This is a genomic window from Rhodopseudomonas pentothenatexigens (genome assembly GCF_900218015.1).
GTDB lineage: Bacteria > Pseudomonadota > Alphaproteobacteria > Rhizobiales > Xanthobacteraceae > Rhodopseudomonas > Rhodopseudomonas pentothenatexigens.
In genome coordinates, this window is sequence record NZ_UFQQ01000024.1 from 1 (window position 1) to 24,745 (window position 24,745).

Annotated in this window: 20 protein-coding genes and 1 pseudogene; 10 read left to right on the plus strand and 11 right to left on the minus strand. The window is 66.8% G+C overall.

What is annotated here, in order from left to right; all coding sequences use genetic code 11:
* Both DWA33_RS25770 and DWA33_RS19375 read left to right on the plus strand, forming a co-directional pair.
* Positions 1 to 132: pseudogene (locus DWA33_RS25770) on the plus strand (IS110 family transposase); the annotation flags it as partial.
* Between the two features lie 158 nt (positions 133 to 290).
* Positions 291 to 2,048 (plus strand): alkaline phosphatase, encoded by a 1,758-nt coding sequence (locus tag DWA33_RS19375; RefSeq protein WP_114360161.1) that lies wholly within the window; start codon positions 291 to 293, stop codon positions 2,046 to 2,048.
* A gap of 9 nt (positions 2,049 to 2,057) precedes the next feature.
* Here DWA33_RS19375 and DWA33_RS19380 read toward each other — a convergent pair whose 3' ends face one another.
* On the minus strand, positions 2,058 to 4,292 hold the full coding sequence (locus tag DWA33_RS19380) for a putative bifunctional diguanylate cyclase/phosphodiesterase (protein WP_114360162.1): 2,235 nt from the start codon (positions 4,290 to 4,292) through the stop codon (positions 2,058 to 2,060).
* Positions 4,293 to 4,676: 384 nt separating this feature from the next.
* Here DWA33_RS19380 and mepA point away from each other — a divergent pair, with 384 nt between their 5' ends.
* A complete protein-coding gene (gene mepA, locus DWA33_RS19385) occupies positions 4,677 to 5,639 on the plus strand; it encodes a penicillin-insensitive murein endopeptidase (RefSeq protein WP_114360163.1) in 963 nt (320 codons plus the stop codon).
* A gap of 20 nt (positions 5,640 to 5,659) precedes the next feature.
* On the opposite strand, the gene DWA33_RS19390 is transcribed toward mepA, so the two are convergent.
* On the minus strand, positions 5,660 to 7,456 hold the full coding sequence (locus tag DWA33_RS19390; protein WP_114360164.1) for a potassium/proton antiporter: 1,797 nt from the start codon (positions 7,454 to 7,456) through the stop codon (positions 5,660 to 5,662).
* 199 nt (positions 7,457 to 7,655) lie between these two features.
* On the opposite strand from DWA33_RS19390, the gene map reads away from it, so the two are divergent.
* Positions 7,656 to 8,480, plus strand: coding sequence for a type I methionyl aminopeptidase (map, locus tag DWA33_RS19395; RefSeq protein ID WP_114360165.1), 825 nt, complete (start codon positions 7,656 to 7,658; stop codon positions 8,478 to 8,480).
* Between the two features lie 265 nt (positions 8,481 to 8,745).
* Here the strand turns inward: map and ku are convergent, their stop codons facing one another.
* The gene (gene ku, locus DWA33_RS19400) at positions 8,746 to 9,738 is read right to left on the minus strand and encodes a non-homologous end joining protein Ku (RefSeq protein WP_114360166.1); all 993 of its coding nucleotides are present in this window, start codon (positions 9,736 to 9,738) and stop codon (positions 8,746 to 8,748) included.
* A gap of 108 nt (positions 9,739 to 9,846) precedes the next feature.
* On the opposite strand from ku, the gene DWA33_RS19405 reads away from it, so the two are divergent.
* The 3 genes from DWA33_RS19405 to DWA33_RS19415 all read left to right on the plus strand — a co-directional run bounded on the left by DWA33_RS19405 (position 9,847) and on the right by DWA33_RS19415 (position 11,788).
* Positions 9,847 to 10,089 (plus strand): hypothetical protein, encoded by a 243-nt coding sequence (locus DWA33_RS19405; protein ID WP_114360167.1) that lies wholly within the window; start codon positions 9,847 to 9,849, stop codon positions 10,087 to 10,089.
* A 111-nt stretch (positions 10,090 to 10,200) separates the two neighbouring features.
* Positions 10,201 to 10,914 (plus strand): RadC family protein, encoded by a 714-nt coding sequence (gene radC, locus DWA33_RS19410; RefSeq protein ID WP_114360168.1) that lies wholly within the window; start codon positions 10,201 to 10,203, stop codon positions 10,912 to 10,914.
* A gap of 280 nt (positions 10,915 to 11,194) precedes the next feature.
* Positions 11,195 to 11,788 carry an NYN domain-containing protein gene (locus DWA33_RS19415; RefSeq protein WP_244601346.1) on the plus strand — a complete coding sequence of 198 codons (594 nt, stop codon included), beginning with the start codon at positions 11,195 to 11,197 and terminating at the stop codon, positions 11,786 to 11,788.
* Positions 11,789 to 11,843: 55 nt separating this feature from the next.
* Here the strand turns inward: DWA33_RS19415 and DWA33_RS19420 are convergent, their stop codons facing one another.
* From DWA33_RS19420 to DWA33_RS19445, 6 genes are all read right to left on the minus strand, one after another.
* The gene (locus DWA33_RS19420) at positions 11,844 to 12,368 is read right to left on the minus strand and encodes an Lcl C-terminal domain-containing protein (RefSeq protein WP_244601347.1); all 525 of its coding nucleotides are present in this window, start codon (positions 12,366 to 12,368) and stop codon (positions 11,844 to 11,846) included.
* A gap of 44 nt (positions 12,369 to 12,412) precedes the next feature.
* Positions 12,413 to 13,213 carry a crotonase/enoyl-CoA hydratase family protein gene (locus DWA33_RS19425; RefSeq protein ID WP_114360170.1) on the minus strand — a complete coding sequence of 267 codons (801 nt, stop codon included), beginning with the start codon at positions 13,211 to 13,213 and terminating at the stop codon, positions 12,413 to 12,415.
* Between the two features lie 147 nt (positions 13,214 to 13,360).
* Entirely contained in the window at positions 13,361 to 14,812 is a 1,452-nt protein-coding gene (gene glgA / locus DWA33_RS19430) for a glycogen synthase GlgA (protein ID WP_114360171.1), read from the minus strand.
* A complete protein-coding gene (glgC, locus tag DWA33_RS19435; RefSeq protein WP_114360172.1) occupies positions 14,809 to 16,071 on the minus strand; it encodes a glucose-1-phosphate adenylyltransferase in 1,263 nt (420 codons plus the stop codon). Before glgC ends, glgA begins: the two co-directional genes overlap by 4 nt.
* Positions 16,072 to 16,342: 271 nt before the next feature.
* Positions 16,343 to 18,655 (minus strand): FdhF/YdeP family oxidoreductase, encoded by a 2,313-nt coding sequence (locus DWA33_RS19440; RefSeq protein ID WP_114360173.1) that lies wholly within the window; start codon positions 18,653 to 18,655, stop codon positions 16,343 to 16,345.
* 76 nt (positions 18,656 to 18,731) lie between these two features.
* Positions 18,732 to 19,670, minus strand: a complete 939-nt coding sequence (locus tag DWA33_RS19445) for a 1-phosphofructokinase (RefSeq protein ID WP_114360174.1) — start codon at positions 19,668 to 19,670, stop codon at positions 18,732 to 18,734.
* A 224-nt stretch (positions 19,671 to 19,894) separates the two neighbouring features.
* Between DWA33_RS19445 and DWA33_RS19450 the strand changes: the two genes are divergently transcribed.
* Positions 19,895 to 21,175 (plus strand): alpha-glucosidase/alpha-galactosidase, encoded by a 1,281-nt coding sequence (locus DWA33_RS19450; protein ID WP_114360175.1) that lies wholly within the window; start codon positions 19,895 to 19,897, stop codon positions 21,173 to 21,175.
* 276 nt (positions 21,176 to 21,451) lie between these two features.
* On the opposite strand, the gene DWA33_RS19455 is transcribed toward DWA33_RS19450, so the two are convergent.
* Positions 21,452 to 22,276, minus strand: coding sequence for a universal stress protein (locus DWA33_RS19455; protein ID WP_114360176.1), 825 nt, complete (start codon positions 22,274 to 22,276; stop codon positions 21,452 to 21,454).
* Positions 22,277 to 22,428: 152 nt separating this feature from the next.
* Entirely contained in the window at positions 22,429 to 23,154 is a 726-nt protein-coding gene (locus DWA33_RS19460; protein WP_114360214.1) for a protein-L-isoaspartate(D-aspartate) O-methyltransferase, read from the minus strand.
* Between the two features lie 222 nt (positions 23,155 to 23,376).
* On the opposite strand from DWA33_RS19460, the gene DWA33_RS19465 reads away from it, so the two are divergent.
* Together DWA33_RS19465 and DWA33_RS19470 are read left to right on the plus strand one after the other, a co-directional pair.
* Positions 23,377 to 23,598 carry a ChaB family protein gene (locus DWA33_RS19465; RefSeq protein ID WP_114360177.1) on the plus strand — a complete coding sequence of 74 codons (222 nt, stop codon included), beginning with the start codon at positions 23,377 to 23,379 and terminating at the stop codon, positions 23,596 to 23,598.
* Between the two features lie 74 nt (positions 23,599 to 23,672).
* Positions 23,673 to 24,656 (plus strand): zinc-dependent alcohol dehydrogenase family protein, encoded by a 984-nt coding sequence (locus tag DWA33_RS19470; RefSeq protein ID WP_114360178.1) that lies wholly within the window; start codon positions 23,673 to 23,675, stop codon positions 24,654 to 24,656.
* Positions 24,657 to 24,745: the final 89 nt, after the last annotated feature.

Sequence of the window (24,745 nt, forward strand, 5' to 3'; positions counted from 1 at the left end):
TACAACGCCCTTCGCCTGCAAGGAAAACCCGGAAAGGTCGCGCTCATCGCAATCGCCCGAAAACTGCTCGTCACAGCCAACGCACTCGTCAAAGCAGACACGCCATATCAAGGTAAGACCCTTGACACATGAGACAGTCGCCGGGTGCGCACGAGCTGGCGCTCACGCGCCCCGGAATGACGCCCCGTGGCGGATCGCGGCGATCACGCGCACGTATCGACCGCCACGCGCCGTCGTCATCGAACCGTCATTTGCCGCTCCTACGGTCCCGCGCATCAATCAGGACCGTGATGATGATCAGGCATGTTGTGGCGGCGGCGGTTGCGTCGCTGATGTTGGTTTCGGCTGCCCCGGCCCAGACGATCTATCCGATCGACCGCGCCGAGATTCTGGTCGGCGCAACGTTCGATCTGAAGGTCGAGTTTGCCGACGAGGTCGCGGCCGACAAGGCGACGCTCACGGTCAACGGCGCCGACGCCGCGAGCGTGTTCGGCAAGGCGCCGGAGCTGATCGCGCGCGAGGCCGGCCAGCCGCGATCGGCGCTGCTGCTGCGCGACGTGACGCTGAATAAGCCCGGCCGCTACACCATCGAGGCCGGCGACGGCGCGGCACGCCGCAGCGTGAGCTGGACGGTGTACGACACCGGGCCGCGGCGAGCCAGGAACGTGATCCTGTTCGTCGGCGACGGGCTGTCGCCGGCGCACCGGGTGGCGGCGCGGCTGCTGTCGAAGGGCATCCAGCAAGGCCGGGCGCTCGGCAAGCTGGCGATCGACGACATGCCGCAGATGGCGCTGGTGTCGACCGCCGGCAGCGACTCGATCATCACCGATTCCGCCAATGCCGCCAGCGCCTACGCCACCGGCCACAAGGCCGCGGTCAACGCGATGGGCGTCTATGCCGATCGCACCCCCGACCCGTTCGACGATCCCAAGGTCGAGACGCTGGCGTCGCTGGCCAAGCGCCGGCTCGGACTGGCGGTCGGCATCGTGACCAATACAGAGGTCGAGGACGCGACGCCCGCCGCGGTGATCGCCCACACCCGCCGCCGCGCCGCCTACGACCAGATCGTCGCGCAGTTCTACGCCGCGCAGCCCGACGTGCTGATGGGCGGTGGCGCCGCTTACTTCCTGCCGAACAGCGCCGGCGGCAAGCGCAAGGACGACGTCGATTATCTGGCGAAGTTCCGCGACGCCGGCTACGCGGTCGCCACCAACGCGACCGAGCTGGACGCAGCAGGCAAGGAGAACCCGCGAAAACTGCTCGGCCTGTTCGCGCCCGGCAACATGGACGGCGTGCTCGACCGCCGCTTCCTCAAAGGCGGCGGCGTCGCGAAGAACCCGGATCAGCCCGATCTCACCCAGCAGGTCGCGGTCGCGCTCGATATCTTGGCGAAGAACGAGGCCGGCTTCTTCCTGATGGTCGAGTCCGGGCTGATCGACAAATACGCCCATGCGCTCGACATGGAGCGCGCCGTCTACGACACCATCATGCTCGACAACGCGGTGCGCCAGACCCGCGACTGGGCGCGTGCGCGCGGCGACGACACGCTGATCCTGGTGGTGGCCGATCACAACCATCCCAACGCGCTGGTCGGCACGGTGCGCGACGATCTCGCCGAGGGCGACGACGTGCCGCTGCGCGAGCGGATCGGCGTCTACGACCGCGCCGGCTTCCCGAACTATCCGGCGCCGGACCAGGACGGCTATCCGGACCGCGTCGACGTCAGCCGGCGGCTGGCGATCTTCTCGGCCAGCCTGCCGGATCACTACGAGACGCTGCGGCCGAAGCTCGACGGACCGAACCAGCCGACCGAGGCCGGCGACAAGCCCGGCACCTTCAAGGCCAACGACAAGTACAAGGGCGTGCCCGGCGCGGTGCTCAGAATCGGCAATCTGCCGGCGATGATGAACGCCAGCGTGCATTCCGGCGAGGACGTGATCCTGACCGCCGCCGGCCCCGGCAGCGACCGGGTCCGCGGTTCGATGGAGAACACCGACGTGTTCCGGGTGATGGCCGAGGCGCTGGGGCTAGGCGCCGAGGCCAAGTAACGGCGCAGCTCACGCCACCCGCACCGAGTCCATCGCGAATGGGGCGCCGGCCGAGACGCCGCTCTGCTGCAGGTCGAGCAGCCCGGCGATCTCGGCATTGGGCCGGGCGTGGCTGAACAGATAGCCCTGCGCTTCCTGGCAGCCTTCGGCGCGCAGCCAGCGCAGTTCCGCTTCGCTCTCGACACCCTCCGCCGTGATGGTGACGCCGAGACCGCTGCCGAGGCTGATGATGGCGCGGACGATCGCCTGGGATTCGCGGTTGTCGCACAGCCCGCGGACGAACGACTGATCGATCTTGATCTTGTCGAACGGGAAGCTGCGCAAGTAGCTCAGCGACGAGTAGCCGGTGCCGAAATCGTCCATCGAGATCCGCACCCCGAGCGCGCGCAGCGCGTGCAGCGTCGCCAGCACCTGGCTGCTCTTTTCGAGCAGCAGCGTCTCGGTGATCTCCAGCTCCAGCCGGCGCGGCGGCAGCCCGGACTGCTTCAGCGCGTCCATCACCACCGACAAGAGGTTGCCGACGCGGAATTGCAGCGGCGACAGATTGACGGCGACACGGACGTCGTCGGGCCAGCGCGCCGCGTCCATGCAGGCCGAGCGCAGGATCTGCGCGCCGATGGCGTTGATCAGGCCGGTGTCCTCGGCCACCGGAATGAACTCGGCCGGCGAGATCATGCCGCGCTCCGGATGCGGCCAGCGCACCAGCGCTTCGCTGCCGGTGATGCGGCCGTCGGCGAGCCGGACCAGCGGCTGATAATACGGGCGCAGCACTTCGTGCTGCAGCGCCGCGCGCAGATCTGTCTCGATCTTGCGGCGGGCCTGGGCGCGCGCATCCATCCCGGCCTCGAAGAAGCTGAAGGTGCCGCGGGTGTCCTTCTTGGCGCGCGACAGCGCCATGTCGGCGTTCATCAGCAGCTTTTCGGAATCGTCGCCGTCGCCGGGCGCCACCGCGATGCCGATGCTGGCACCGACCACCACCGAATGACCCTGCAGCAGATACGGCTCGGCGATCGCGTGCAGCAATCGCTTGGCGAGCAGCACGATGTCCTCGGGCCGCTTGATGCCGGTCTGGATCACCGCGAATTCGTCGGAGTTGAGCCGCGCCAGCGGGTCTTCCTCGCGCAGCGTCGAGCGCAGCCGGCGGGCGACGCCGCGCAGCAGCTTGTCGCCGACGGCGTGGCCGAGCGTGTCGTTGACCGCCTTGAAATTGTCGATACCGACGAACAGCACCGCGATCTTCTCGCCGGTGCGGCGGGTGTGGATCAGCAGCTCGTCGAGCCGCTTGCGCAGCGAATTGCGGTTCGGCAGCCCGGTCAGGCCGTCGTGATGCGCCATGAAGGCGAGCCGCATCTCGGCGCGCTTGCGCTCGGTGATGTCCATCAGCGCCAGCAGCACCGCCGGTTCGCCGTTGTAGACGAGTTGCCGCGAATAGATCGCCAGATCGATCAGCGATCCGTCGGCCTTGACGTGTTTCCAGGTGCGTGCGGTGCGCTCCTCGTGGGTCTGATCGCCGGCCCACGGCAGCTCGGTGTCGAACGCCTGCAGGCGGCGGACGGTCAGCGAGGCGAATTCGGACGGCGAATAGCCGTAGTGCTCGACCGCAGCGTCGTTGACCGCGAGGATTCGTTCGTCGTTCAGCGCGCAGACGATCATCGGCACCGGGTTGCTGTCGAACATCAGCCGGAACGACGCCTCGCGTTGCTTCAGCTCGGTGATGTCGACGCGCAGGCCGATGATGCCGCCGTCCGAGGTGGTGCGTTCCTCGATCTGGATGCAGCGACCGTCGGCCAGCACCTGCTCGTGGCTGGGGCCGGGATTGAACATCCGGGCCAGCCGCTCGGCGATCCACTCCTCTTCCCGGCCGATCGCCTCGGGGTAATCGCCGCGCGCGATGCCGGTCCGCAGCGTGTCCTGGATCCGCGCTCCGGGTTTGAACTGATCGGCGCTGGCCTTGTAGATTTCCGCGTAGCGCTTGTTCCAGAGGATGTAGCGACCGTCGGCGTCGAGAAACACGATGCCTTGCGGGATCAGGTCGATGGCTTCGCGCAAACGCTCGTGCGAACGCCGCGCCTGTTCGAGCGCGGCTTTGACGGCGCGTTCGCCGGCCTCGGCCGGAGCGTTCCTCCGGCGCCCGGGCTTCGACACCAGCTTCGGCGTCGGCATCCCGCACCTGCGGGATGGAGCGCTGACGGATTCCGGGCGGTATCGCGCCGCCTTCTTCTTTTTCAGCCGAAACTGCGGCATCCGCCACGCCCCACCACGCAAATGACGCCCTTGTTGTGCAATAAGTGTCTGAAAAAATTGTATAACCGCAGCATCGGGCCCGCCCCGCCGAGACGCCGCAGGATTCGGCGCTGCCTGATTGGCGGGCAGAACGACACTGTGTTCCGGTGCCAGGCGACCACTCCTCGGACGAATTCCGGAACCGGAGCCGGCATTCACCGGCTTCCTGCCTATGCGTTGAGCGATCTTGTGTCCGCCGCTGCAAGTTTCACCAAGGTTGCTTAGAGTTAGCAGGTCCTTAAGGAAGCCGAACGGACGGATGCGCGGGCCCCTGCGCGGCACGCTCGTTGCGGCGTGACGCGATCACGATCGAGATCGGCGGCAGGCTTGCGGTATAGTGGACCCATGCGCCCCGCGATTCTCGCCGTCCCGACGTGGTTCGCCGCTCTGCTGGCGACGATGATGACGTTCGTCACCGCCGCCGCAGCCCAGGACAAGGGCACGGTCAACCCCAGACCGCTGCCGCCCCTCGCCAATCCGAACGACCCGCAGCTCGCCGCCCGCGAGCTGTTCGCCCGCAAGCCGCTGCCGGCCGCGCTGCCGCCGCGACCGATCGGTTTCTACGCCAAGGGCTGCATGGCCGGCGGCGAGGCGCTGCCGGTCAACGGACCGACCTGGCAGGTGATGCGGCTGTCGCGCAACCGCAATTGGGCGCTGCCCGAGACGGTCAGACTGATCGAGCGCGTCGCCGCCAAGGCCCACGCCCAGGCCGGCTGGCCCGGCATCCTCGTCGGCGACATGTCACAGCCGCGCGGCGGGCCGATGCTCACCGGTCACGCCAGCCATCAGGTCGGGCTCGACGCCGACATCTGGCTGACGCCGATGCCGGACCGCCGCCTGTCGCGCAACGAGCGCGAAGAGATGTCGGCGGTGATGATGGTGCGCCGCGACCGGCTGGATATCGACCCGCCGGCCTGGACTTCGACCCATTGGAAAGTGATCCGCGCCGCTGCGCTGGAGCCCCGGGTGGACCGGATCTTCGTCAACGCGGCGATCAAGAAGGCGTTGTGCCGCGAGGCCAAGGGCGACCGGAGCTGGCTGCACAAGGTGCGCCCGATGTACGGCCACGACTATCACTTCCACATCCGGCTGAGTTGCCCGGCCGGCGTCGACGGCTGCACGCCGCAGCCCGCGCCGCCGCCGGGCGAAGGCTGCAGCGCGTCCGACTTCGCCTATTGGTTCAGCGACGCAGTGCTGCATCCGAAGCCGCCGACCAAGCCGCCGCCGCCGCGGCACCAGCTGACGCTGTCGGAGCTGCCGGCCGAATGCCGCGCCGTGCTGAACGCGCCCGACAAGAAGCCGGACTGACCGTTTCCAAAGCGTCTGGGCTAAACGCCTGCGAGCAGCGACCAGATTTCCGACAGCTTGGCCTTCAGCTTGGCGAACCGGGTCGGCGGCGGCGCTTCGTCCTCGTCTTCCGGCAGCCGCAGCCCGACCACGTTGACGCGTCCGCCGCCGAGGCTGCGCGCCACCAGCACGATCGAATCCAGCGGCAAGGTCGCGCCGACCATCGGCGCGTGGTCGAGATGGATGTCGAAGTAGTCGGCCAGCGTCAGCGCCTCCTGGCCGCTCGGCACACTGACCCCGTAGGCGGCGGCGAGATCGCCGAGCGAGGTCTCGCCGGGCACGATGAAATCGCCGAGCAGGTGCGGGTCCGGCGCGGTCGACGGCGGCATGTCGACGAAGAAGCGGTCGAGCGCCGCGGCTTTCTCCGGCGGCGCCAGCAGATAGACATAGTCGCCCGGCGCGACCGGCTCCGCCTCCTCCGGCGTCAGGATCCGCTCGTCGCGGATCACCAGCGTCGGCTTCGACCAGGACGGGATCAGGCCGCGTTTCAGATACAGGCTCTTCGGCCGCACCGCATAGCCGACCAGCTGCTGTTCGAGCTGGCCCGGCAGATCCAATTCGATGCGGCGCGGGCCGCGATCGCTGCGCGGCAGCGCGACGTGCAGCCTGCGGGCCGCCGGCGCCAGCGTCCAGCCCTGCAGCATCAGCGAGATCAGCACCACCACGAAGGCGACATCGAAATACTGGTAGGCGTTCGACAGCCCGACCAGCATCGGGATCGAGGCGAGGAAGATCGCGACGGCGCCGCGCAGGCCGACCCAGGCGATGAACAGCCGCTCCCGCCAGTTGAACCGGAACGGCGCCAGACAGATGAACACCGCGAGCGGCCGCGCCACCAGCATCAGGGCCAGCGCGATCACCACCGCGGGGCCGATGCTGCTCATCAGCCGCTGCGGCGACACCAGCAGGCCGAGCAGCACGAACATCACGATCTGCGCCAGCCAGGTCGCGGCGTCGAGAAACGCCACCACCGAATTGTGCGCGCGGGTCGGCTGATTGCCGATGATCATGCCGGCGAGATAGACCGCCAGGAAGCCGGAAGCATGCGAGATCTGCGCCGCACCGAATACCACCAGCGCGGCGGTGGTGACGAACGGCGCATGCAGGCCCTGCGGCAACGCCACCCGGTTCAGCGCCATCACCACGATGCGACCACCGACCACGCCGATCAGGGCGCCGAGCACGCCCTGCTGCAGCAATTCGAGCACGACGTCCCAGATCGAGCCCTGGCCGCCATGGGTGATCAGCTCGACCAGCATCAGCGTCAGGAACACTGCGAACGGATCGTTGGTGCCGGATTCGACCTCCAGCGTGGCGCCGACGCGCGGGCGCAGCCGCAGGCCTTGGGAATGCACCAGCAGGAACACTGCGGCAGCGTCGGTGGAGGCGACCACGGCGCCGGCCAGCAGCGCCTCGACCCAGCTCAGGTCGAGCATGTATTTCGCCACCGGCGCGGTGATCAGCGCCGTCAGCAGCACGCCGAAGGTGGCCAGCCCCATCGACGGCGCCAGCACCGCCTTGATGCTGGAGAACCGGGTCTTCAGCCCGCCATCGAACAGAATCAGCGCCAGCGCCACCGAACCGACCAGATAGGTGGTGCCGAGATCGTTGAAATTCAGCCCGCCGGGACCGGCATCGCCGGCCAGGATACCGACCACGAGGAACACCAGCAGCAACGGCGCGCCGAACCGCAGCGCCAGCAGGCTCGACAGGATCCCCGCCATCACCAGGACCGAGCCGAGCAGAATCGCGATGCTGACCGAGTCGAGGGACTCCATTGCCTCTCTGCGATTTGGGGTGAAGGACGCGCCTCGCATCCTTATCGTCGCCGGGTCGCGGCGCCAAGTGCGCGATGCGCCGGCGGCCGGCGCCATGCCGGGCCGGCGGAGCAGGCGGCCGGTGCCTGCGCTTGCTGCGCGCTGCCGCGGTCACTAGATTGGGGTTCAAATCATCCGCACGCCGAAAAGACTGGACCGCATGAGCTACGTCGACGCCTCCGAAGCCGCCCTGCGCAAGACCGGGCAGATCAAGCTGCACGGGCCTGCCGGCTTCGCCGGGATGCGCAAGGCCGGCCAGTTGGTGGCGCGCTGCCTCGACGAACTGGTCGACATCGTCAAACCGGGGGTCCCGACCTCGAAGATCGACGACTTCGTCCGCGAGTTCGCCTTCAGCCACGGCGCCTATCCGGCGACGCTGATGTATCGCGGCTATCGCTACTCGACCTGCACCTCGCTGAACCACGTGGTCTGCCACGGCATGCCGGGCGATCGGCCGCTGAAGGAAGGCGACATCGTCAACATCGACGTCACCATGATCCTGGACGGCTGGTACGGCGACTCCAGCCGGATGTACCCGGTGGGCCCGATCGCCCGCAAAGCCGAGCGGCTGATCGACGTCACCTACGAGTCGCTGCTGCGCGGAATCGCCGCGGTCAAGCCGGGCGGCACCACCGGCGACATCGGCCACGCCATCCAGAGCTTCGTCGAGCCGCAGCAGATGAGCGTAGTGCGTGACTTCTGCGGCCACGGCCTCGGCCGGCTGTTCCACGACGAGCCGAACATCATCCACGTCGGCAGCCCGGGTCAGGGCGTGGTGCTGAAGCCGGGGATGTTCTTCACGATCGAGCCGATGATCAATCTCGGCAAACCCTATGTGAAGATTCTGTCCGACGGCTGGACCGCGGTGACCCGCGATCGTTCGCTGTCGGCGCAGTTCGAACATTCGATCGGTGTCACCGAGGACGGCTGCGAGATCTTCACGCTGTCGCCGAAGAACCTCGACAAGCCGCCGTTCCAGAGCTGAGCGGATCCGTCGTCATTCCGGAGCGCGCCGTCAGGCGCGAACCCGGAATCCCAATGTCAGTGCGAAGAGAGATTCCGGGTTCGCGAGCGATGCTCGCGCCCCGGAATGACGCGTTGCGAGACCTCGCTCCGCGGAGCAAGCGCAGCGCGCGTAGGGTGGGCAAAGACGCTTGCGCCGTGCCTCTCCCCACGCAGCGCGCGCCCCCTCTCCCGCCTGCGGGAGAGGGTCGGGGTGAGGGCGTCACGGGCACTGCGGTTGCGGTGAACTAACCGGCCTTCCGGGCTTTGCTACCCGCCACGCTCCGTGCGGGCTTCTTTCCCTTCGCCGGCTCTTCCTTCGCCTTGCCGGCACCCTGGCCGGAGATCGGCAGCAGCATTTCCTTTTGGCCGGCTGCCGTCTTGCGCTTCTTGGCTTTCGCGGGCTTCGCGGCGGCGGGCTTGTCTGCAGCTGAGCTCTTGGGCGCAGCAGCCGGCGCCGACTTGCAGCTTTCGCCGAGGCTCCGGCGCAGCGCATCCATGAGGTCGACGACATTGTCGCCGCGCGGCCGGGCCTGCGGCTTGACCGGCTGGCCGGCCATCTTGCTGTTGATCAGTTCGGTCAGCGCGCTTTCGTAGTGATCTTCGAACAGGTCGGGCTGGAAATGGCCGGACTTCTGCTCGACGATGTGCTTGGCGAGATCGAGCATGTCCTTGGTGATCTTGACGTCCTGGATGTCGTCGAAATAGTCGGCGGCGTCGCGCACCTCGTAGGGATAGCGCAGCAGCATCCCGACCAGGCCTTTGTCGCGCGCCTCCAGCGCGATGACGTGCTCGCGATTGGTCAGCACCACCCGCGCCAGCGCCACCTTGTCCATGCTGCGGATGGTCTCGCGGATCACCGCGTAGGCGTCGTGGCCGACCTTGCCGTCCGGCACGATGTAGTACGGCCGCACCAGATACAGATCGTCGATCTCCGAGCGCGGCACGAACTGATCGATCTCGATGGTGCGGGTGGATTCCAGCGCGATGTTGTCGAGTTCGTCCTTGGTGATCTCGATGTAGCTGTCGGTGTCGACCTTGTAGCCCTTCATGATCTCGTCGGATGAGACCTCGTCGCCGGTTTCGGCGTCGACCTTCAGGTATTTGATCCGATGGCCGGTGGCCCGGTTGATCTGGTTGAAGCTGATCTTCTCGGAATCCGAGGTGGCCGGGTAGAGCGCCACCGGACAGGTCACCAGCGACAATCTCAGAAAGCCCTTCCAGTTGGCGCGGGGGGCCATGACGCATACTCCACTGCTACTCGAACCGGACTCAAAGCCGGAAGGACTCGGATTCGTTCCCCGGACCGACTATCTTGAGTGCCGAGGAGCGTCAGCGGAGCCGCCGCCATGGTCGATCGTCCCCGGGAATTGCCGCGCGATCTTGCGACGCGGATGGCGCGGCGCAGCACGCCGGCCGACGGCTTCCTGCGCGAGACCTTCGTGCTGCCGCGCCCCGCCGCGCGCGCCAAGGCGAAGGCGTTTCTCGAGGCCTGGCCCAAGGCCGCCTATATGAGCAGCGTCGAGAGCTGGCGCGAATTGCCCGGCGACACCATCGAATTCACCATGCGCCGGTTGCCGAGCGCCGACTGAGCCCCCGCCAGCCTGTTAACCGCCGGGCGCCACGACCGAATTCCGGTTGCAAAAGCCGTCCGGCACGGCATGGTTGTGACGACCGGACCATGCACGGCGGTGGAATTGCCGATGGACGACGCCGAGCGATCGCAGCAAGCGGGATTTGCTGAAGCGCCGCATTATCACGGCCATCGCGAGCGGCTGCGGGAGCGGTTCCGCGAGGCCGGCGCCGACGCGCTGTCCGACTACGAGCTGCTGGAGCTGGTGCTGTTCCGGGCGCTGCCGCGCCGCGACGTCAAGCCGCTGGCCAAGGCGCTGATCGCGCGGTTCGGGTCGTTCGCCGAGGCGGTCAATGCGCCGGCCGAGCGGCTGCGCGAGGTCAGCGGGCTCGGCGAGGTGGCGATCCTCGAGATCAAGCTGATCGCCGCCGCGGCGGCGCGGGTGACCAAGGGACAGGTCAAGCAGCGCACCGTACTGTCGTCGTGGTCGGCGGTGATCGACTATTGCCGCACCACCATGGCGTTCGCCGACAAGGAGCAGTTCCGCATCCTGTTTCTGGACAAGCGCAACCAGCTGATCGCCGACGAGCTGCAGCAGGTCGGCACCGTCGACCACACCCCGGTGTACCCGCGCGAGATCGTCAAACGCGGGCTGGAATTGTCCGCGACCGCGGTGATCATGGTGCACAACCACCCCTCCGGCGATCCGACACCGTCGCAGGCCGACATCCAGATGACCAAGTCGATCGTGGCGATCGCCGAGCCGCTCGGCATCGCGGTGCACGATCACATCATCGTCGGCAAGAACGGTCACGCCAGCCTCAAGGGGCTGAGGCTGATTTGAGGTTGACCGCGCAGGCTACCCTTGCCCCGCGCGGCGCCCTCGGCGTCGCTGACCGCGTCCGGCCGATTGGCGATCTGCTGGACGCCACTTGGCTGACCGGCCGGTGCGGGTGAAACGGAACTTTGCGGTAATCGATGATGGAAGAACGAAGATTCCGCCGAAAGTCTGTGATTGGTCGTTAAGAGATTTCGTTGACAATTCCTCGCGGGTCACCACGTAATGTGCCCGCATATCCGCTACGCCCGTAGGCGGGCAACGTATCAAACCCCTGCGGGAAACCGTGGGGGTTTTTATTTTGAAAGTTGCTGTTCTTATCGACGGCGGCCATCTGCGGGTTGCTGCGAAGCGCGCAGGACATAGGTACGACCCTGATTTTATTGAAAAAATGGCGCACTTATGCGTCCACGAGGGCGAATCCCTTTTGCGTGTGCTCTACTATGATTGCCCGCCGTTCAATGGCGAAGTGAAACTGCCTGTCTCTGGAAACCCTTACACCTTCGCCGGCTCGGACAAGTGGCTGCGCGACTTGGCGGCGAAAGACTTGTTCGCGGTCCGCAGAGGGGTCCTGAAATTTCGCGGCTACAAGCCAAAGAAAGTACCCGTTGCGACACAAGCGCTGACCGACGAGGACTTCGCGCCTGACTTTGAGCAGAAGGGTGTAGATATGAGGATCGGGCTCGATATGGCGAACTTTGCGGCCGATAGGACGGTTGACCGGATCATTTTGGTCACTGGCGACACTGATTGCGTTCCAGCTATGAAGAATTGCCGCATACGCGGTTTGCAGGTGGTTCTGGCCTCAGTCCCGCCCAACAGTGTGGCTGCTGAGCTGTTGTGGCACTCAGACTTCGAGCGAACGGTCGGCTGGCCCTAGTCTCCGAGTCTTCTTATGCACGTCCTAACTAGGACAGTACGGCTGACCGCGGGCGTTAGTCCGCGTTCGGCTTGGTGTCGGGACCGGCCGAGCGCACCAGCCGCACGGCGAGGCGGATGCCCCGGCTGTTGCTGTCCGGATGGCCGTCGACGAAGTCGAAATTCCAGTACAGATCGAGCATGCCGTACGGCGTGACGGTCCAGTATTTGGCGAGGCCCTCCTCGGTCGGCACGATGTCGGGAAACACCGTGGTATCGACCACCGGGCTGCCGCAGTCGCTATCGACGAGACTTTCGAGCTCTGCGCCCGACGGCACGCGCCAGCCAGCACCGGCACTGCCCGCCGCCGCGATCACCTGATCGAGGCCGAGATAGCTGACCGCTCCTTTGCAGCCGGCGTTGCCGCTCCAACTGTTGCCCACCGAGCAGCGCTGCCAGATCAGCCCGGTGCGCTGGTCGATCGCCTCTGCGGCCGTCAGACGAAAACGCGTCTGATGGCCGCTGCGGTCGCGGTCGTAACAATCGGCGCGGACGGAGGAGGCGGCGAGCGACAGCGCAGCACAGATCAACGCGGCCGCCACACTGCGATGCGATCTGCCGGCCCCAGCCTGCTCGCCGCGCCTGATCATGATGCCGGCTTGCCGAACGCTCCGTGGCGCCCTTCGCCCTGCGCGAAGCGGGTGGCGCCGGACAGGGTTTCGCCGGACTGGATCACTTTCAGCCCGCCGCGCATCTCGTTCATGATCGCGTCCTCTTCCGGCAGGTCCCATTGCTGCAGGGCGGACAGCCGGTCGGCGCGCAGGCAGGTCTGCGGGAATTGGGCGATCTGCTTGGCGAGCTCGATCGCCTGCGGCCGTGCTTCGCCGCGCGGCACCAGACGGTTGGCGAGCCCCATGCGCAGCGCCTCGGCGCCGCCGACCGGACGGCCGGTGAGGATCAGATCCATCGCCTGCGAATGGCCGATCAGCCGCGGCAGCCGGATGGTGCCGAGATCGATCAGCGGGACGCCGAAACGACGGCAGAACACCCCGAAGGTGGCGTCTTCGGCGACCACCCGCATGTCGGCCCACAGCGCCAGCTCGAGCCCGCCGGCGACCGCGAAGCCCTCGACCGCCGCGATCACCGGCTTGGATAGCCGCAGCCGGCTCGGCCCCATCGGCGCCTGGGTATTGTGGCCGGCGATCTCGCGCTTCTTCTCGGCGTCGCCCGCCGCCACCGCCTTCAGGTCGGCCCCTGCGCAGAACGTGCCGCCGGCCCCGGTGAACACCGCCACCGCCGCAGCTTCGTCGGCATCGAATGCCAGGAAGGCGTCGTACAGTTTCTGCGCGGTGGCGCCGTCGACGGCGTTGCGGCGCTCGGGGCGGTCGATCGTCACGATAGTCACTGGACCGTCGCGTTCGATCCGCACGGTATCCTGGCCGGGCATGGGTTTCTCCCTGTTGTTGTCGCCTGCGTCCCTTGGCGGGATCGTCATGACATTATCGCTGTCACGGCCCGCGACGGGGATCAAGACCGCCGCGCCGGGGGACGCACGTGCGGCGCCCATCCCGGTCCGTCGCCGGGCGACGCTGGCTCAGCGCTTCGCCACCAGACTGCGATACAGTTTCGCGTAGTGCTGCGCCGGGTTCTTCCAAGACACGTCGGTGGTCATGCCGTTGATCTGCAGATTGCGCCAGGCGACCACGTCGGCGAACAGCGCGCGGGTCCGGCCGAACGCCTTGATCAGCGCATCGGTCGTCACCGGTGCGAACTGCACGCCTGTCGCGACGCCGGTGGCGGTCGCCATTTCGTTGGCGTCGACCACGGTATCGGCCAGCCCGCCGACCCGCGCCACCACCGGGACCGCCCCATAGCGCAACGCGCACAACTGCGTCAGCCCGCAAGGCTCGAACCGCGACGGTACCAGCAGCGCGTCGGCGCCGGCCTGGATCTGATGCGCCAGCGCTTCGTCGTAACCGATCACCGCGCCAATCTGGCCGGGATATTTGCGCGCCGCAGCCCCATAGGCTCGTTCGAGTTCGGAATCGCCGGCGCCGAGCAGGGCGAGCTGTGCGCCGCCGCCGATCAGTTGCGGCAGGGCTTCGAGCAACAGGTCGAGCCCCTTCTGCCACGACAGCCGGCTGATCACGCCGTACAGCAGCGCGCCGGGCTCGGGCTTCAGACCGAACCGCGCCTGCAGCGCCTTCTTGTTGCGAGCGCGGGCCGCGACGCTTTCGACGTCGTATGTGGCCGCGATCAGCGCGTCATTGGCCGGATTCCAGACGTCGGTGTCGATGCCGTTGAGGATGCCGGACAGCCGGTCGCTGCGCAGCCGCAGCAGGCCGTCGAGCCCCATCCCGGCTTCCGAACCCTGGATCTCGGCCGCATAGGTCGGCGACACCGTGGTAATTCGGTCGGCAAGCTGCAGGCCGGCCTTGAGATAGCCGATGCCGCCGTAGTACTCGACCCCGTCGAGGCTGAAGGCGCGCTCGGGCAGGCCGAGCTTGGCGAGCAGTTCGTAGGGAAACCGTCCCTGGAACGCGAGATTGTGGATGGTGAAGACCGTCTTCGGTCCCGGCCGGCCGCTGTACTTCAGGTAAGCGGGCAGCAGCCCGGTCTGCCAGTCATGGGCGTGCAGGACGTCGGGCGCGTAGTCCGACAGCAGGCCCTGACCGATCAAAGCCCCGACCTGGGCGAGCGCCGCAAATCGCAGCCCATTGTCGGGCCAGTCCCTGCCGTCCGGGCCCACATAGGGATTACCGGGGCGGACATAGAGATGCGGAGCGTCGAGCACCAGCAGATCGAGTTCGCCGCAGCGCGCCGCCAGCAGCCGCGCGGTGCCGCCGAACAACTCGTGAAAGCCGTGAACCTCGCGCGGATCCTCGATGCCGCCGAGCACGGCCGGATAGCCCGGCAGCAGCGAGGTGACGGCGACGTCGTGCGTACGCAGGGCGGTCGGCAGGGCGCCGGCGACGTCGGCGAGCCCACCGGTCTTGATCAGCGGAAACAGTTCCGACGCGATCGACAGCGCCGTCAGAGAGGTCATGAGTCGAGCTTCTCGATCATCGCGCGGGTAATCAGACAAATGCCGTTTTCGGTGCGCCTGAACCGCTTGGCATCGAGTTCGGGGTCCTCACCGACCACCAGGCCGGGCGGCAGTTTGACTTCGGCGTCGACCACCACGTTGGTCAGCCGGCAGGAACGCGCGATATCCGCATAGGGCAACACCACCGTGTTCTCGACATGCGAGAACGAATGCACGCGGACGCCGGTGAACAGCAGCGTGTGCCGCAGCGACGCACCGGAGATGATGCAGCCGCCCGACACCAGCGACGACACCGCCTCGCCGCGGCGGCCGTCCTTGTCGTGGACGAATTTCGCCGGCGGAGTGATCTCGCCGTAGGTCCAGATCGGCCATTCGCGGTCGTACAGGTCGAGCTCGGGCACGATGTCGGTGAGGTCGATATTGGCGGCCCAGTAGGCATCGACGGTCCCGACGTCGCGCCAGTAGCTGACGGCCTCCGAACTGGACCGGCGGCACGATTTGTCGAAATGATGCGCCACCGCTTTGCCGTGCTTGACGATGTAGGGGATGATGTCCTTGCCGAAATCGTGCGACGAATTCGGATCAGCGGCGTCGCGCCGCAGTTCGTCCAGCAAGAACTTGGTTTCGAACACGTAGATGCCCATGCTGACCAGCGCCTTGTCCGGCTTGCCGGGCATCGCCGGCGGATCGGCGGGCTTTTCCAGGAACGAGATGATGCGGTCGGTTTCGTCGATGTGCATCACGCCGAAGGCGGTCGCCTCCATGCGGTCGACCTGGAGACAGCCGACGGTGACGTCGGCGCCCTGTTCGACATGCTGCTGCAGCATCTTCTCGTAGTCCATCTTGTAGACGTGATCGCCCGCGAGCAGGACGATGAATTTCGGATCGTAGCTCTCGATGATGTCGATGTTCTGGTAGACCGCATCGGCCGTGCCCCGGTACCACATCTCTTCGGAGACGCGCTGGCTCGCCGGCAGAATGTCGAAGCTTTCGTTGCGCTCCGGACGGAAGAAGTTCCAGCCGCGCTGCAGATGCCGAATCAGGCTGTGCGCCTTGTACTGCGTCGCCACCGCGATGCGGCGGATGCCGGAGTTCAGTGCATTCGACAGCGCGAAATCGATGATGCGGGACTTGCCGCCGAAATACACCGCAGGCTTGGCGCGCCAGTCGGTCAGCTCCATCAGGCGGCTGCCGCGTCCTCCCGCCAGCACGTAAGCCATCGCATGGCGGGCGAACGGAGCGGTGACACCTTGACTCATGCGGCCTCTCATTCCAGCGGCCGGAATCCGGCCATTCCTACTGTGCGCGACGGTGTCATGCGCACGACGACGGCGGTGTCGCAGCGCCACATAGTGGCCGACGCGTGAAAGCCTTGCAATGCCACCCCGCCGTGCGCAGACGCAACCCGATCATTCGATCGCAGCAATCCGCAAGCCGGCAGGATGACGCGCATGCGACACGACGCATCCTGCCGCGGCTTAATCGAACGGCGTGAACGGGCGATGACTTGGATCAAGCTGGAAGACCGCCTCAGGTCCGAATCCGCACCGGCACCGACTTGGCCGCGGGCGTCTTCGACGGACCGTCATGGTGCCAGACGGGAATCAGCGGATTCATCTCCGGGTAATAGGCGCCGAGGCAACCATCGGGCAGCCGGAACGGTGTCACCCGCAGCGGCCCGGCCTCGCGATGCACGCCGTCGCCGGCGTCGCCTTCGAGCCAGACTTCCTGCCCTTCGCTCAGTCCAGCCTTCGCCATCTCGTCCGGATTGATCAGCAGCACGTCGCGTCGACCTTCGATGCCGCGCAGCCGGTCGCTCATCCCGTAGATCGTGGTGTTGAACTGGTCGTTCGACCGCATCGTGATCAACCGATAACGTCCCGGCGCATCGTCGAAGCCGATCGAATTCAGCCGCTCGGGCGTGGTGAACTCCGCCTTGCCGCTTTCGGTGTTCCAGATCCGCTCGCGCGCTGCATTGCCCTTGTAGAAGCCGCCGGGCGTGAACATCCGCGCGTTGAAGTCGTGGAACATCTCCGGATAGCTCTCGGCGATCAGGTCACGCACCAAGCCGTAATCGCCGACCCAGTCGTCCCATTTCAGCTTCGGGTTGTCGGGAAGCGTCGCCTTGGCGATGCCGGCAACGATCGCGAGCTCCGACTTCAGATGCTCGCTGGCCGGCTTGCGTAGCCCGATCGAGCCCTGAATGCAGCTGAAGGTGTCCTCCATCGTCACCGCCTGCGGGCCGCTGGCCTGGACATCCTGTTCGGTGCGACCCAAGCAGGGCAGCAGATAAGCGGACTTGCCGTTGACCAGATGGCTGCGGTTCAGCTTGGTGGCGATCTGCACGGTGAGCTGCATCCGCGGCCAGGCTTCTTCCATCGCGTCGCGCTCGGGAATTGCCCGGACGAAATTTCCGCCGAGACCGATAAACGCCCGGACCTTGCCCGCCAGAATGCCGTGGCAGGCCTCGACCGTATTCAGGCCCTTGTCGCGCGGAGGATCAAAGCCGAACTGCTCGGCCATCTTGTCCAGCGGCACCAGCTCGGGCTTTTCGGAGATGCCGACGGTGCGCTGCCCCTGCACGTTGGAATGGCCGCGCACCGGTGAGATGCCGGTGCCGTCGCGGCCGATATTGCCCTTCATCAGCAGCAGGTTGACGAACATCGCGATGTTGAGGAAGCCGTGGGCGTGCTGGGTAAGCCCCATGCCGTAGATGCCGATCACCCGGTCTGACTTCACATACACTTCGCCGGCCGCCTCGATCGCCGCGCGGCTGAGGCCGGACTCGCGCTCGATCTCCTCCCACGAGGTGGCGCGAACCTTGTCTTCGAACGCGTCAAAGCCATGGGTATGCGCCTCGATGAAATCGACATCGAGCACGCGGCGACCTTCGCGCTTGGCCTCGTCGTCGCGCGCGAACACGTGCTTGCAAAGCCCGATCAGCACCGCGACGTCGCCACCGGCCTTGACCTGGTGATACTGGCTGCTGATGCGGGTCTCGCGTCCCGTCAGCATCTCGGTCGGATTCTGCGGATTGACGAAGCTTTCGAGGCCTTTCTCGCGCACCGGATTGAAGGTGATGATCTCGACGCCGCGTTTGGCGGCCTCCTGCAGCGGATGCAGGAAGCGCGGGCTGTTCGATCCGGTGTTCTGGCCGAAGAAGAACATCGCGTCGCAGTTCGACAGGTCGTCGAACACCACCGTGCCGACGCCGACCCCGAGAAGCTTTTTCAGCGCCACCGAGGTGGTCTCGTGACACATGTTGGAGCTGTCGGGCAGATTGTTGTGACCGTACAGCCGGGCGAACAGCGCATACAGATACGACGTCTCCAGGCTGGCCCGGCCGGAGGCGTAGAAGACCGCCGATTTCGGATCGAGCGAGCGCAGATGCTCGCCGATCTCCTGAAACGCTTCGTCCCACGAGCACGGCACATAATGGTCGGTGTCGGCGTCGTATCGCATCGGGTGAGTGAGCCGGCCCTGCATCTCGAGATCGTAATCGGACCAGTCGCGCAGCTCGGTGACGCTGTGCTCGGCGAAGAACTCCGGCGTACAGCGCGCGCTGGTCAGCTCCCACAGCGTCGCCTTGGCGCCGTTCTCGCAGAACTCGAAGGTGTGATAGTCGGCGGGCTTCGCCCAGGAGCACGACACGCACATGAAGCCTTTCGGCTTGTTCTGGCGCATCAGGGTTTCGATCGCGGCCGGCGAGCTCCACTCCTTGCCGAAGACCCGGCTGATCCCTTGCAGCGATCCCCATCCACCCGCGGGACCGTCATACGCGACCGTGCCGTCGGCCTGATCGGAGATTTCGGCGTCGTGAAGTCGGGCTTGGTCTTGAGACATGCGAACTCCTGGCAACGGGCCGCCAGCCAATGCGGCACGTCAACCAGAGGGGTCGCGAACGGTTCCTGCGCGGTGGTCAGATCGGCTCGATGATCACCTGCGCATAGAGTCGCTCGACCTCCGCCGGGCCGCACAATTGCGTGCCGTGCACCGTCAGGGTCGCGGACCCCGCCGCAAGACCGAGCCGGAACGCATCCGCGATGGAGCCGCCCTGTGCGACGTGGTGGGCGATTGCGCCGAGGAAGCTGTCGCCGGCGCCGACGGTCGATACCGGCGTCACCGGCAAGGCCGGCGAGCGCAGCGCCTGGTCCTTGGTGACCAGCAGCGCGCCGAGATGGCCGAGCGACAGCGCCACGATCTCGACCTGGCCGGCCGCGATATGCGCGCGCGCGGCGTCGACCCATTCCTTCTCGCAGCCGAGCGGGCGGCCGGCGAGCTCCTGCATCTCGCGCAGGTTCGGCTTGATCAGAGTGACGCCCTGCGCCAGCGCTGCGGTGAGCGGCTTGCCGGAGGTGTCGAGGAAGAACTTGGCGCCGAGCTGCTTGGCCACCGCGGCGGCCTGCGCGTAGAAATCGACCGGCACGCCCGGCGGCAGGCTGCCGCTGCCGATCACGATCTTCGGTGCCGGCGAGGTCGCCGCCAAGGCATCGAGCATGCCGCGCCATTCGTGCTCGGCGAGCGGCAGGCCGGGCAGCACGAAGCGGTATTGTTCGCCGGTGGCGTTCTCGGTGACCGAGAAATCCTCCCGCGTCTCGGCGACCGCTTCGACGATCCGGCTCGGCACGTTCTCGTCGTCGAGCAGCAGCTTGAGCAGCTTGCCGGTGAAGCCGCCGGCCGGGAAGATCGCCTCGACGTCACCACCGAACCGCTTCACCACCCGCGCCACGTTGATCCCACCGCCGCCGGGATCACGCTTCTGCGCCGCGCAGCGCAGCTTGCGGCTCGGCACCAGACGCTCGACCGACGTCGACAGATCGATCGCAGGATTGGGCGTAAGGGTGACGATGTCGACCATCGCGGGGCGCACTCCGGTTCGATGCTTTTGATGAAATTCCGACAGGCGGGGGCGGGAGGCAGTGTGGCGTGGCGATGTGCCGGTGCCGTTGATCGGCGTCAAGACCGCAGCCGCACGGTTGCGGTTCACTTCAGATCCGTTCGCAGCGGATAGCAGGCAAAAGCCCGTGCGCGGATCTGCCCGCTTCACGCGGCTAACCGGCCTGCCGGCGGAGTCGATCCGAGATGCCCAACACCACCAAGATCGTGTTTCTCGGCGCTTCCAGTGCGTCGTTCGGTCTCAGCATGTTTCGTGACCTGTTCGCGTCGCCGGTGCTGGCCGGCTCGACGCTGACGCTGGTCGGACGCAATCCCGAAACGCTCGGCCGGATGACCGAGCTGGCGAAGCTGTTGAATGCGCGATCCGGCGCCGGACTGGTGATCGAACACACCACCGACCGCCGCGCCGCGCTGGACGGCGCCGGCTTCGTCATCAACGCCACCGCGATCGATCGCAACCGGCTGTGGAAGCAGGACTTCGAGGTGCCGAAGAAGCACGGCATCCGTCACACCCTCGGCGAGAACGGCGGCCCGGGCGGATTGTTCTTCACGCTGCGCACGCTGCCTTTGGTGTTCGACTTCATCCGCGACATCGAGGAGCTGTGCCCCAGCGCGCTGTTCCTCAACTACTCCAATCCGGAGAGCCGGATCATTCTGGCGCTCGGCCGCTACACCAAGGTGCGCCACATCGGCCTGTGTCACGGCATCTTCATGGGCCGCGACGCGGTCGCCTACATCATGCAGATGCCGCGCGACGACATCGAAGTGTGGGGCGCCGGGCTCAATCACTTCCAGTGCTTGACCGAGATCCGCCATCGCGACACCGGCGAGGACCTGTATCCGCGGTTTCGCGCCGCCGAGCAGAGCTTCGATCCGGACGCGTGGCGATTCACGCGGCGGCTGTATCGCGCCTTCGGCTACTGGCTGACCTGCAGCGACGACCATCTCGGCGAGTATCTGCCGTATGGCTGGGAAGCCGGCGAGAAGGGCTACGATTTCGACCAGGACGAACGCTGGCGCGGCGAATTTCTCACCCAGCTGAACGGCGTGCTGGCCGGCACCCTGCCGATCCCGCAATGGTGGACCGAGCCGTCCGGCGAGCGCGGCGCGGCGGTGATCGCCGCGATGCTGCACGACCAGAAGCGCTTCATCGAATCCGGCATCGTGCTCAATCGCGGCGTGATCCCCAACCTGCCCGCCGAGCTGGCGGTCGAGGTCCCGGTGACGGTGGATGCGGCCGGCGTGCATCCGGTCTCGCTCGGGCCGCTGCCCGACCCGATCGCCAAGCTGATGCTGATGCAGGCCAGCGTGCAGCAGCTCGCCGTCGAAGCCGCAGTGCACGCCTCGAAAGAACTGGCGCTGCAGGCGCTGCTGATCGACCCGGTGGTCAACTCGGCGGTCGCGGCGGAGAAAATCCTCGACGAACTGTGGGAGATCAACCGGCCGTATATCCGGAAGTGCGTGTAGGAGGATGCGGCCGCGCACTTCCGTCATTGCGAGCGAAGCGAAGCCATCCAGCGGTCATTCCGGGGCGCTTGCGTCAGCAAGCGAACCCGGAATCTCGACGTGGCGGAAACCGCCTGGTGCGCAACAATCTCGGGATTCCGGGTTCGCGCTGCGCGCGCCCCGGAATGACGGTGACTTGAATGGTCTCGTCGCGGAGCCTGTGCTCGGGCGGCGTGGAGCGCCGATCCGACTGGTCCCTCGCAGTCACGCGGAGAGCAAGGACTCTTGTTTCAGCTCTCAATGCGACATCAGTACCGGCACGGTCATCGACGCCAGCATCTCGCGGGTGACGCCGCCGAGCACGAATTCGCGCAGACGGGAGTGGCCGTAGCCGCCCATCACCAAAAGGTCGGCGGAGGTGTCGGCGACATGCGACAGGATGGTGCCGGCGACGCCGATGTCCGGCGCCGTGATGGTCTTGATGTCGACCTTGACGTCGTAGCGCGCGAGGTGATTAGCCATCTCGATGCCGCGCAGCTCGTTGGGATCACGAACCTTGTGGTCCCGCACGATCAGCAGCTCGACCTGGCCGGCGCGGCGCAGGAACGGCTTGGCGTCGTTGATGGCGCGGGTCGCGGCGCGGCTGCCGTCCCAGCAGCAGACGACGCGGTCGAGCTTGACCGGGGTCTTCTGGATGTAGGGCAGGATCAGCAGCGGCCGGCCCGAATCGAACAGCACCTGCTCGATCAGGATGTCGTTGTCGCCGTTCTCGGCGTCGGACTGCATGATCACCGACAGATCGAACCGGCGCGCCATCTTGGGGAAGCGCCCGGAGGTGCCGTAGGCGGTCTCCAGCAGATGATGCTCGGCGGAGACACCTTCGCGCTTGCAGGCGGCTTCGAACTGCACGACCGCGGCGCGCGCCGCTTCCTCGCTGGCCGCCAGCATCTTGCTGAGCACGTCGGACGGGAAGTCCGGCATCGTGAAGCTCGGCAGCGAATCGTAGGCGAAGCAGCAGCCGGCCACATGGGCGCCGAACATCTCGGCGATGCCGATTGCGACGTCGGTGACCTGCTGGCGCTCCTGGCTACGTTCGAGATTGACGATGAGATCCTTGATCATGTCGCGCTCCCCGGCGGCGTCTTGTTGGATTTGAGTCGAATCGGTCGGAAAGGGGCCGTGGCGGGCGCCAGCGACCGAGCAGTTCAAACCTTAGCACCGCCTTTGTCCTAGACCGATGAAGATCGGGCAATGCTGATCTTCCGCAACATCGATCATCGGTTTTCGCGGGTGGTGCGGCCGGCCGGCTCCGCCTGCTGCCAGCCTTCGGCGCCGAGCAGCGGCACGAAGCGCACGTCGCCGAGACGATCGTGCTTGAAATCGGCGTCGCCGAGCCGCGTCAGCCGCAGCAGCTGCTGGGCGTGCTGATCGGCTCCGACCGGCATCACCAGCCGGCCGCCGATCTTCAATTGTGCCTTCAGCGAGTCCGGCACCTGTGGTCCGGCGGCTGCGACCACGATGGCGTCGTAGGGAGCGTCCGGCGGCCAGCCGCGGCTGCCGTCGCCCTGATGCACCTCGACATTACGATAGCCGAGCCCCGCGAGCTTCGCGGCGGCGGCCTCCGCCAGCGCGGCGATGCGCTCGACCGTGGCGACGTGGCCGGCGATCTCGCCCAGCACCGCGGCGGCGTAGCCGGAGCCCGCGCCGATCTCGAGCACGTTGTCGCCGCCCTGCAGCAGCAGCGCCTCGGCCATCAGCGCCACGATATAAGGCTGCGACATCGTCTGCTCGCCGGCGATCGGCACCGGCGCGTCTTCGTACGCCAGATCACGCATCGGTTCGGGCAGGAAGGCTTCGCGCGGCACCTTGCGCATCGCGGCGAGCACGCGGGGATCATGCACGCCGCGCGCTGCGATCTGGCGCTCGACCATCAACTCGCGCAGCACCGCAAACGATCGGCCGTTCAGCGGCGGCGGGCTTTCCGAAGCCGGAGAGGTCATCGCCATCTCCCTCTGCTTGGTATTGGCCGGCCTCGTCGGCCAATCGTTTCAGTCTAGGAGCCGTAACGCGCCGGCCGATTGACCGGCGTCAATGCCAGAGCCGCGACGCGACCTTGCCGCAATCGGGTGCAAGCGTCGCAACAGTTTGCGACGTACAGCCCAGGAACGGGCGATTCCCCTCGCCGGTTCCTCGGCGAAGCGTCGCCACAAGGGAGGGCCCGGGTGCCTTATGCTTCCACCGACGATCTTCCGCCGGGGCTGCAAGTGCGGCTGCCGCTGCACGCGCAGGAGATCTACGTCGCGGCCTTCAACAACGCTTTCGCCGAATACCAGGACCGCGGCCCGGACGAGCAGGAAGCCACCGCGCATCGCGTCGCCTGGGCCGCGGTGAAGAAGCTGTACCGCAAGCAGGGCGAAAACTGGGTGGCACGCGATCGGAGCTGACCGGCTCGGCTTTGATCGACCGCGCCAGCGCCATATAATTGAACCTATCCGATCTCCGACCCGGGAGGCCCGTGATGGATGCGATGGTGCTGACGGCGCCGGGCACGTCGCTGCAATGGCAGCAGCGCGACACCCCGCACCCGGGCGACGGCGAAGTGCTGGTGACGGTGAGCGCCTGCGGCGTGTGCCGCACCGATCTGCACGTCGTCGATGGCGAACTGCCGAACATCCGCTACCCGATTATCCCCGGCCACGAAATCGTCGGCCGGATTGCAGCGCTCGGCGCCGGCGTCTCCACCCCTCGCATCGGCGACCGTGTCGGCATTCCCTGGCTCGGCCACACCTGCGGCATCTGCCGCTACTGCCGCAGCGGCATGGAAAACCTGTGCGACGCGCCGCTGTTCACCGGCTACACCCGCGACGGCGGCTTCGCGAGCCACGCCATCGCCGACGCGCGCTACGCGTTTCCGCTAGGCGAGAGCGGTGATGACGTCGCGATCGCGCCGCTGCTGTGCGCCGGACTGATCGGCTGGCGCTCGCTGGTGATCGCAGGCGAAGCGGAGCGGCTCGGCATCTACGGCTTCGGCGCCGCCGGGCACATCGTGGCGCAGGTGGCGCGCTGGCAGGGGCGAGAGGTGTACGCCTTCACCCGCGGCGGCGATGTCGCCGCGCAGGAGTTCGCCCGCAGTCTCGGCGCAGTGTGGGCCGGCGCGTCGGAAGAGCTGCCGCCCGAGCCGCTCGACGCCGCCATCATCTACGCGCCGGTCGGCGGCCTGGTGCCGGCGGCGCTGAAGGCGGTGCGCAAAGGCGGCCGCGTGGTCTGCGCCGGCATTCATATGAGCGACATCCCGAGCTTTCCGTACGATCTGCTGTGGGAGGAGCGCCAGCTCGTCTCGGTCGCCAATCTGACCCGGCAGGACGGTGTCGATTTTCTTGCCGTCGCAGCACGCGCCGGCATCAGGACCGAGACTCACGCCTTTCCGCTGCGTGAGGCCAACGCGGTTCTGACCAAGCTCCGCGCCGGCGAACTGCTCGGTGCGGCGGTGCTGGTGCCGTAGCGACGCCTCGCCCCGTCATTGCGAGCGCAGCGAAGCAATCCAGCAGCCGCGCACGCCGAGCCGGATTGCTTCGTCGGCTTCGCCTCCTC

Excerpts from the sequence above, each read along its gene's own strand:
- DWA33_RS19375 (WP_114360161.1), top strand. The coding sequence starts at position 291 with ATGATGATCAGGCATGTTGTGGCGGCGGCGGTTGCGTCGCTGATGTTG.
- DWA33_RS19380 (WP_114360162.1), bottom strand. The coding sequence starts at position 4,292 with ATGCCGCAGTTTCGGCTGAAAAAGAAGAAGGCGGCGCGATACCGCCCG.
- mepA (WP_114360163.1), top strand. The coding sequence starts at position 4,677 with ATGCGCCCCGCGATTCTCGCCGTCCCGACGTGGTTCGCCGCTCTGCTG.
- DWA33_RS19390 (WP_114360164.1), bottom strand. The coding sequence starts at position 7,456 with ATGGAGTCCCTCGACTCGGTCAGCATCGCGATTCTGCTCGGCTCGGTC.
- map (WP_114360165.1), top strand. The coding sequence starts at position 7,656 with ATGAGCTACGTCGACGCCTCCGAAGCCGCCCTGCGCAAGACCGGGCAG.
- ku (WP_114360166.1), bottom strand. The coding sequence starts at position 9,738 with ATGGCCCCCCGCGCCAACTGGAAGGGCTTTCTGAGATTGTCGCTGGTG.
- DWA33_RS19405 (WP_114360167.1), top strand. The coding sequence starts at position 9,847 with ATGGTCGATCGTCCCCGGGAATTGCCGCGCGATCTTGCGACGCGGATG.
- radC (WP_114360168.1), top strand. The coding sequence starts at position 10,201 with ATGGACGACGCCGAGCGATCGCAGCAAGCGGGATTTGCTGAAGCGCCG.
- DWA33_RS19425 (WP_114360170.1), bottom strand. The coding sequence starts at position 13,213 with ATGCCCGGCCAGGATACCGTGCGGATCGAACGCGACGGTCCAGTGACT.
- glgA (WP_114360171.1), bottom strand. The coding sequence starts at position 14,812 with ATGACCTCTCTGACGGCGCTGTCGATCGCGTCGGAACTGTTTCCGCTG.
- glgC (WP_114360172.1), bottom strand. The coding sequence starts at position 16,071 with ATGAGTCAAGGTGTCACCGCTCCGTTCGCCCGCCATGCGATGGCTTAC.
- DWA33_RS19440 (WP_114360173.1), bottom strand. The coding sequence starts at position 18,655 with ATGTCTCAAGACCAAGCCCGACTTCACGACGCCGAAATCTCCGATCAG.
- DWA33_RS19445 (WP_114360174.1), bottom strand. The coding sequence starts at position 19,670 with ATGGTCGACATCGTCACCCTTACGCCCAATCCTGCGATCGATCTGTCG.
- DWA33_RS19450 (WP_114360175.1), top strand. The coding sequence starts at position 19,895 with ATGCCCAACACCACCAAGATCGTGTTTCTCGGCGCTTCCAGTGCGTCG.
- DWA33_RS19455 (WP_114360176.1), bottom strand. The coding sequence starts at position 22,276 with ATGATCAAGGATCTCATCGTCAATCTCGAACGTAGCCAGGAGCGCCAG.
- DWA33_RS19460 (WP_114360214.1), bottom strand. The coding sequence starts at position 23,154 with ATGACCTCTCCGGCTTCGGAAAGCCCGCCGCCGCTGAACGGCCGATCG.
- DWA33_RS19470 (WP_114360178.1), top strand. The coding sequence starts at position 23,673 with ATGGATGCGATGGTGCTGACGGCGCCGGGCACGTCGCTGCAATGGCAG.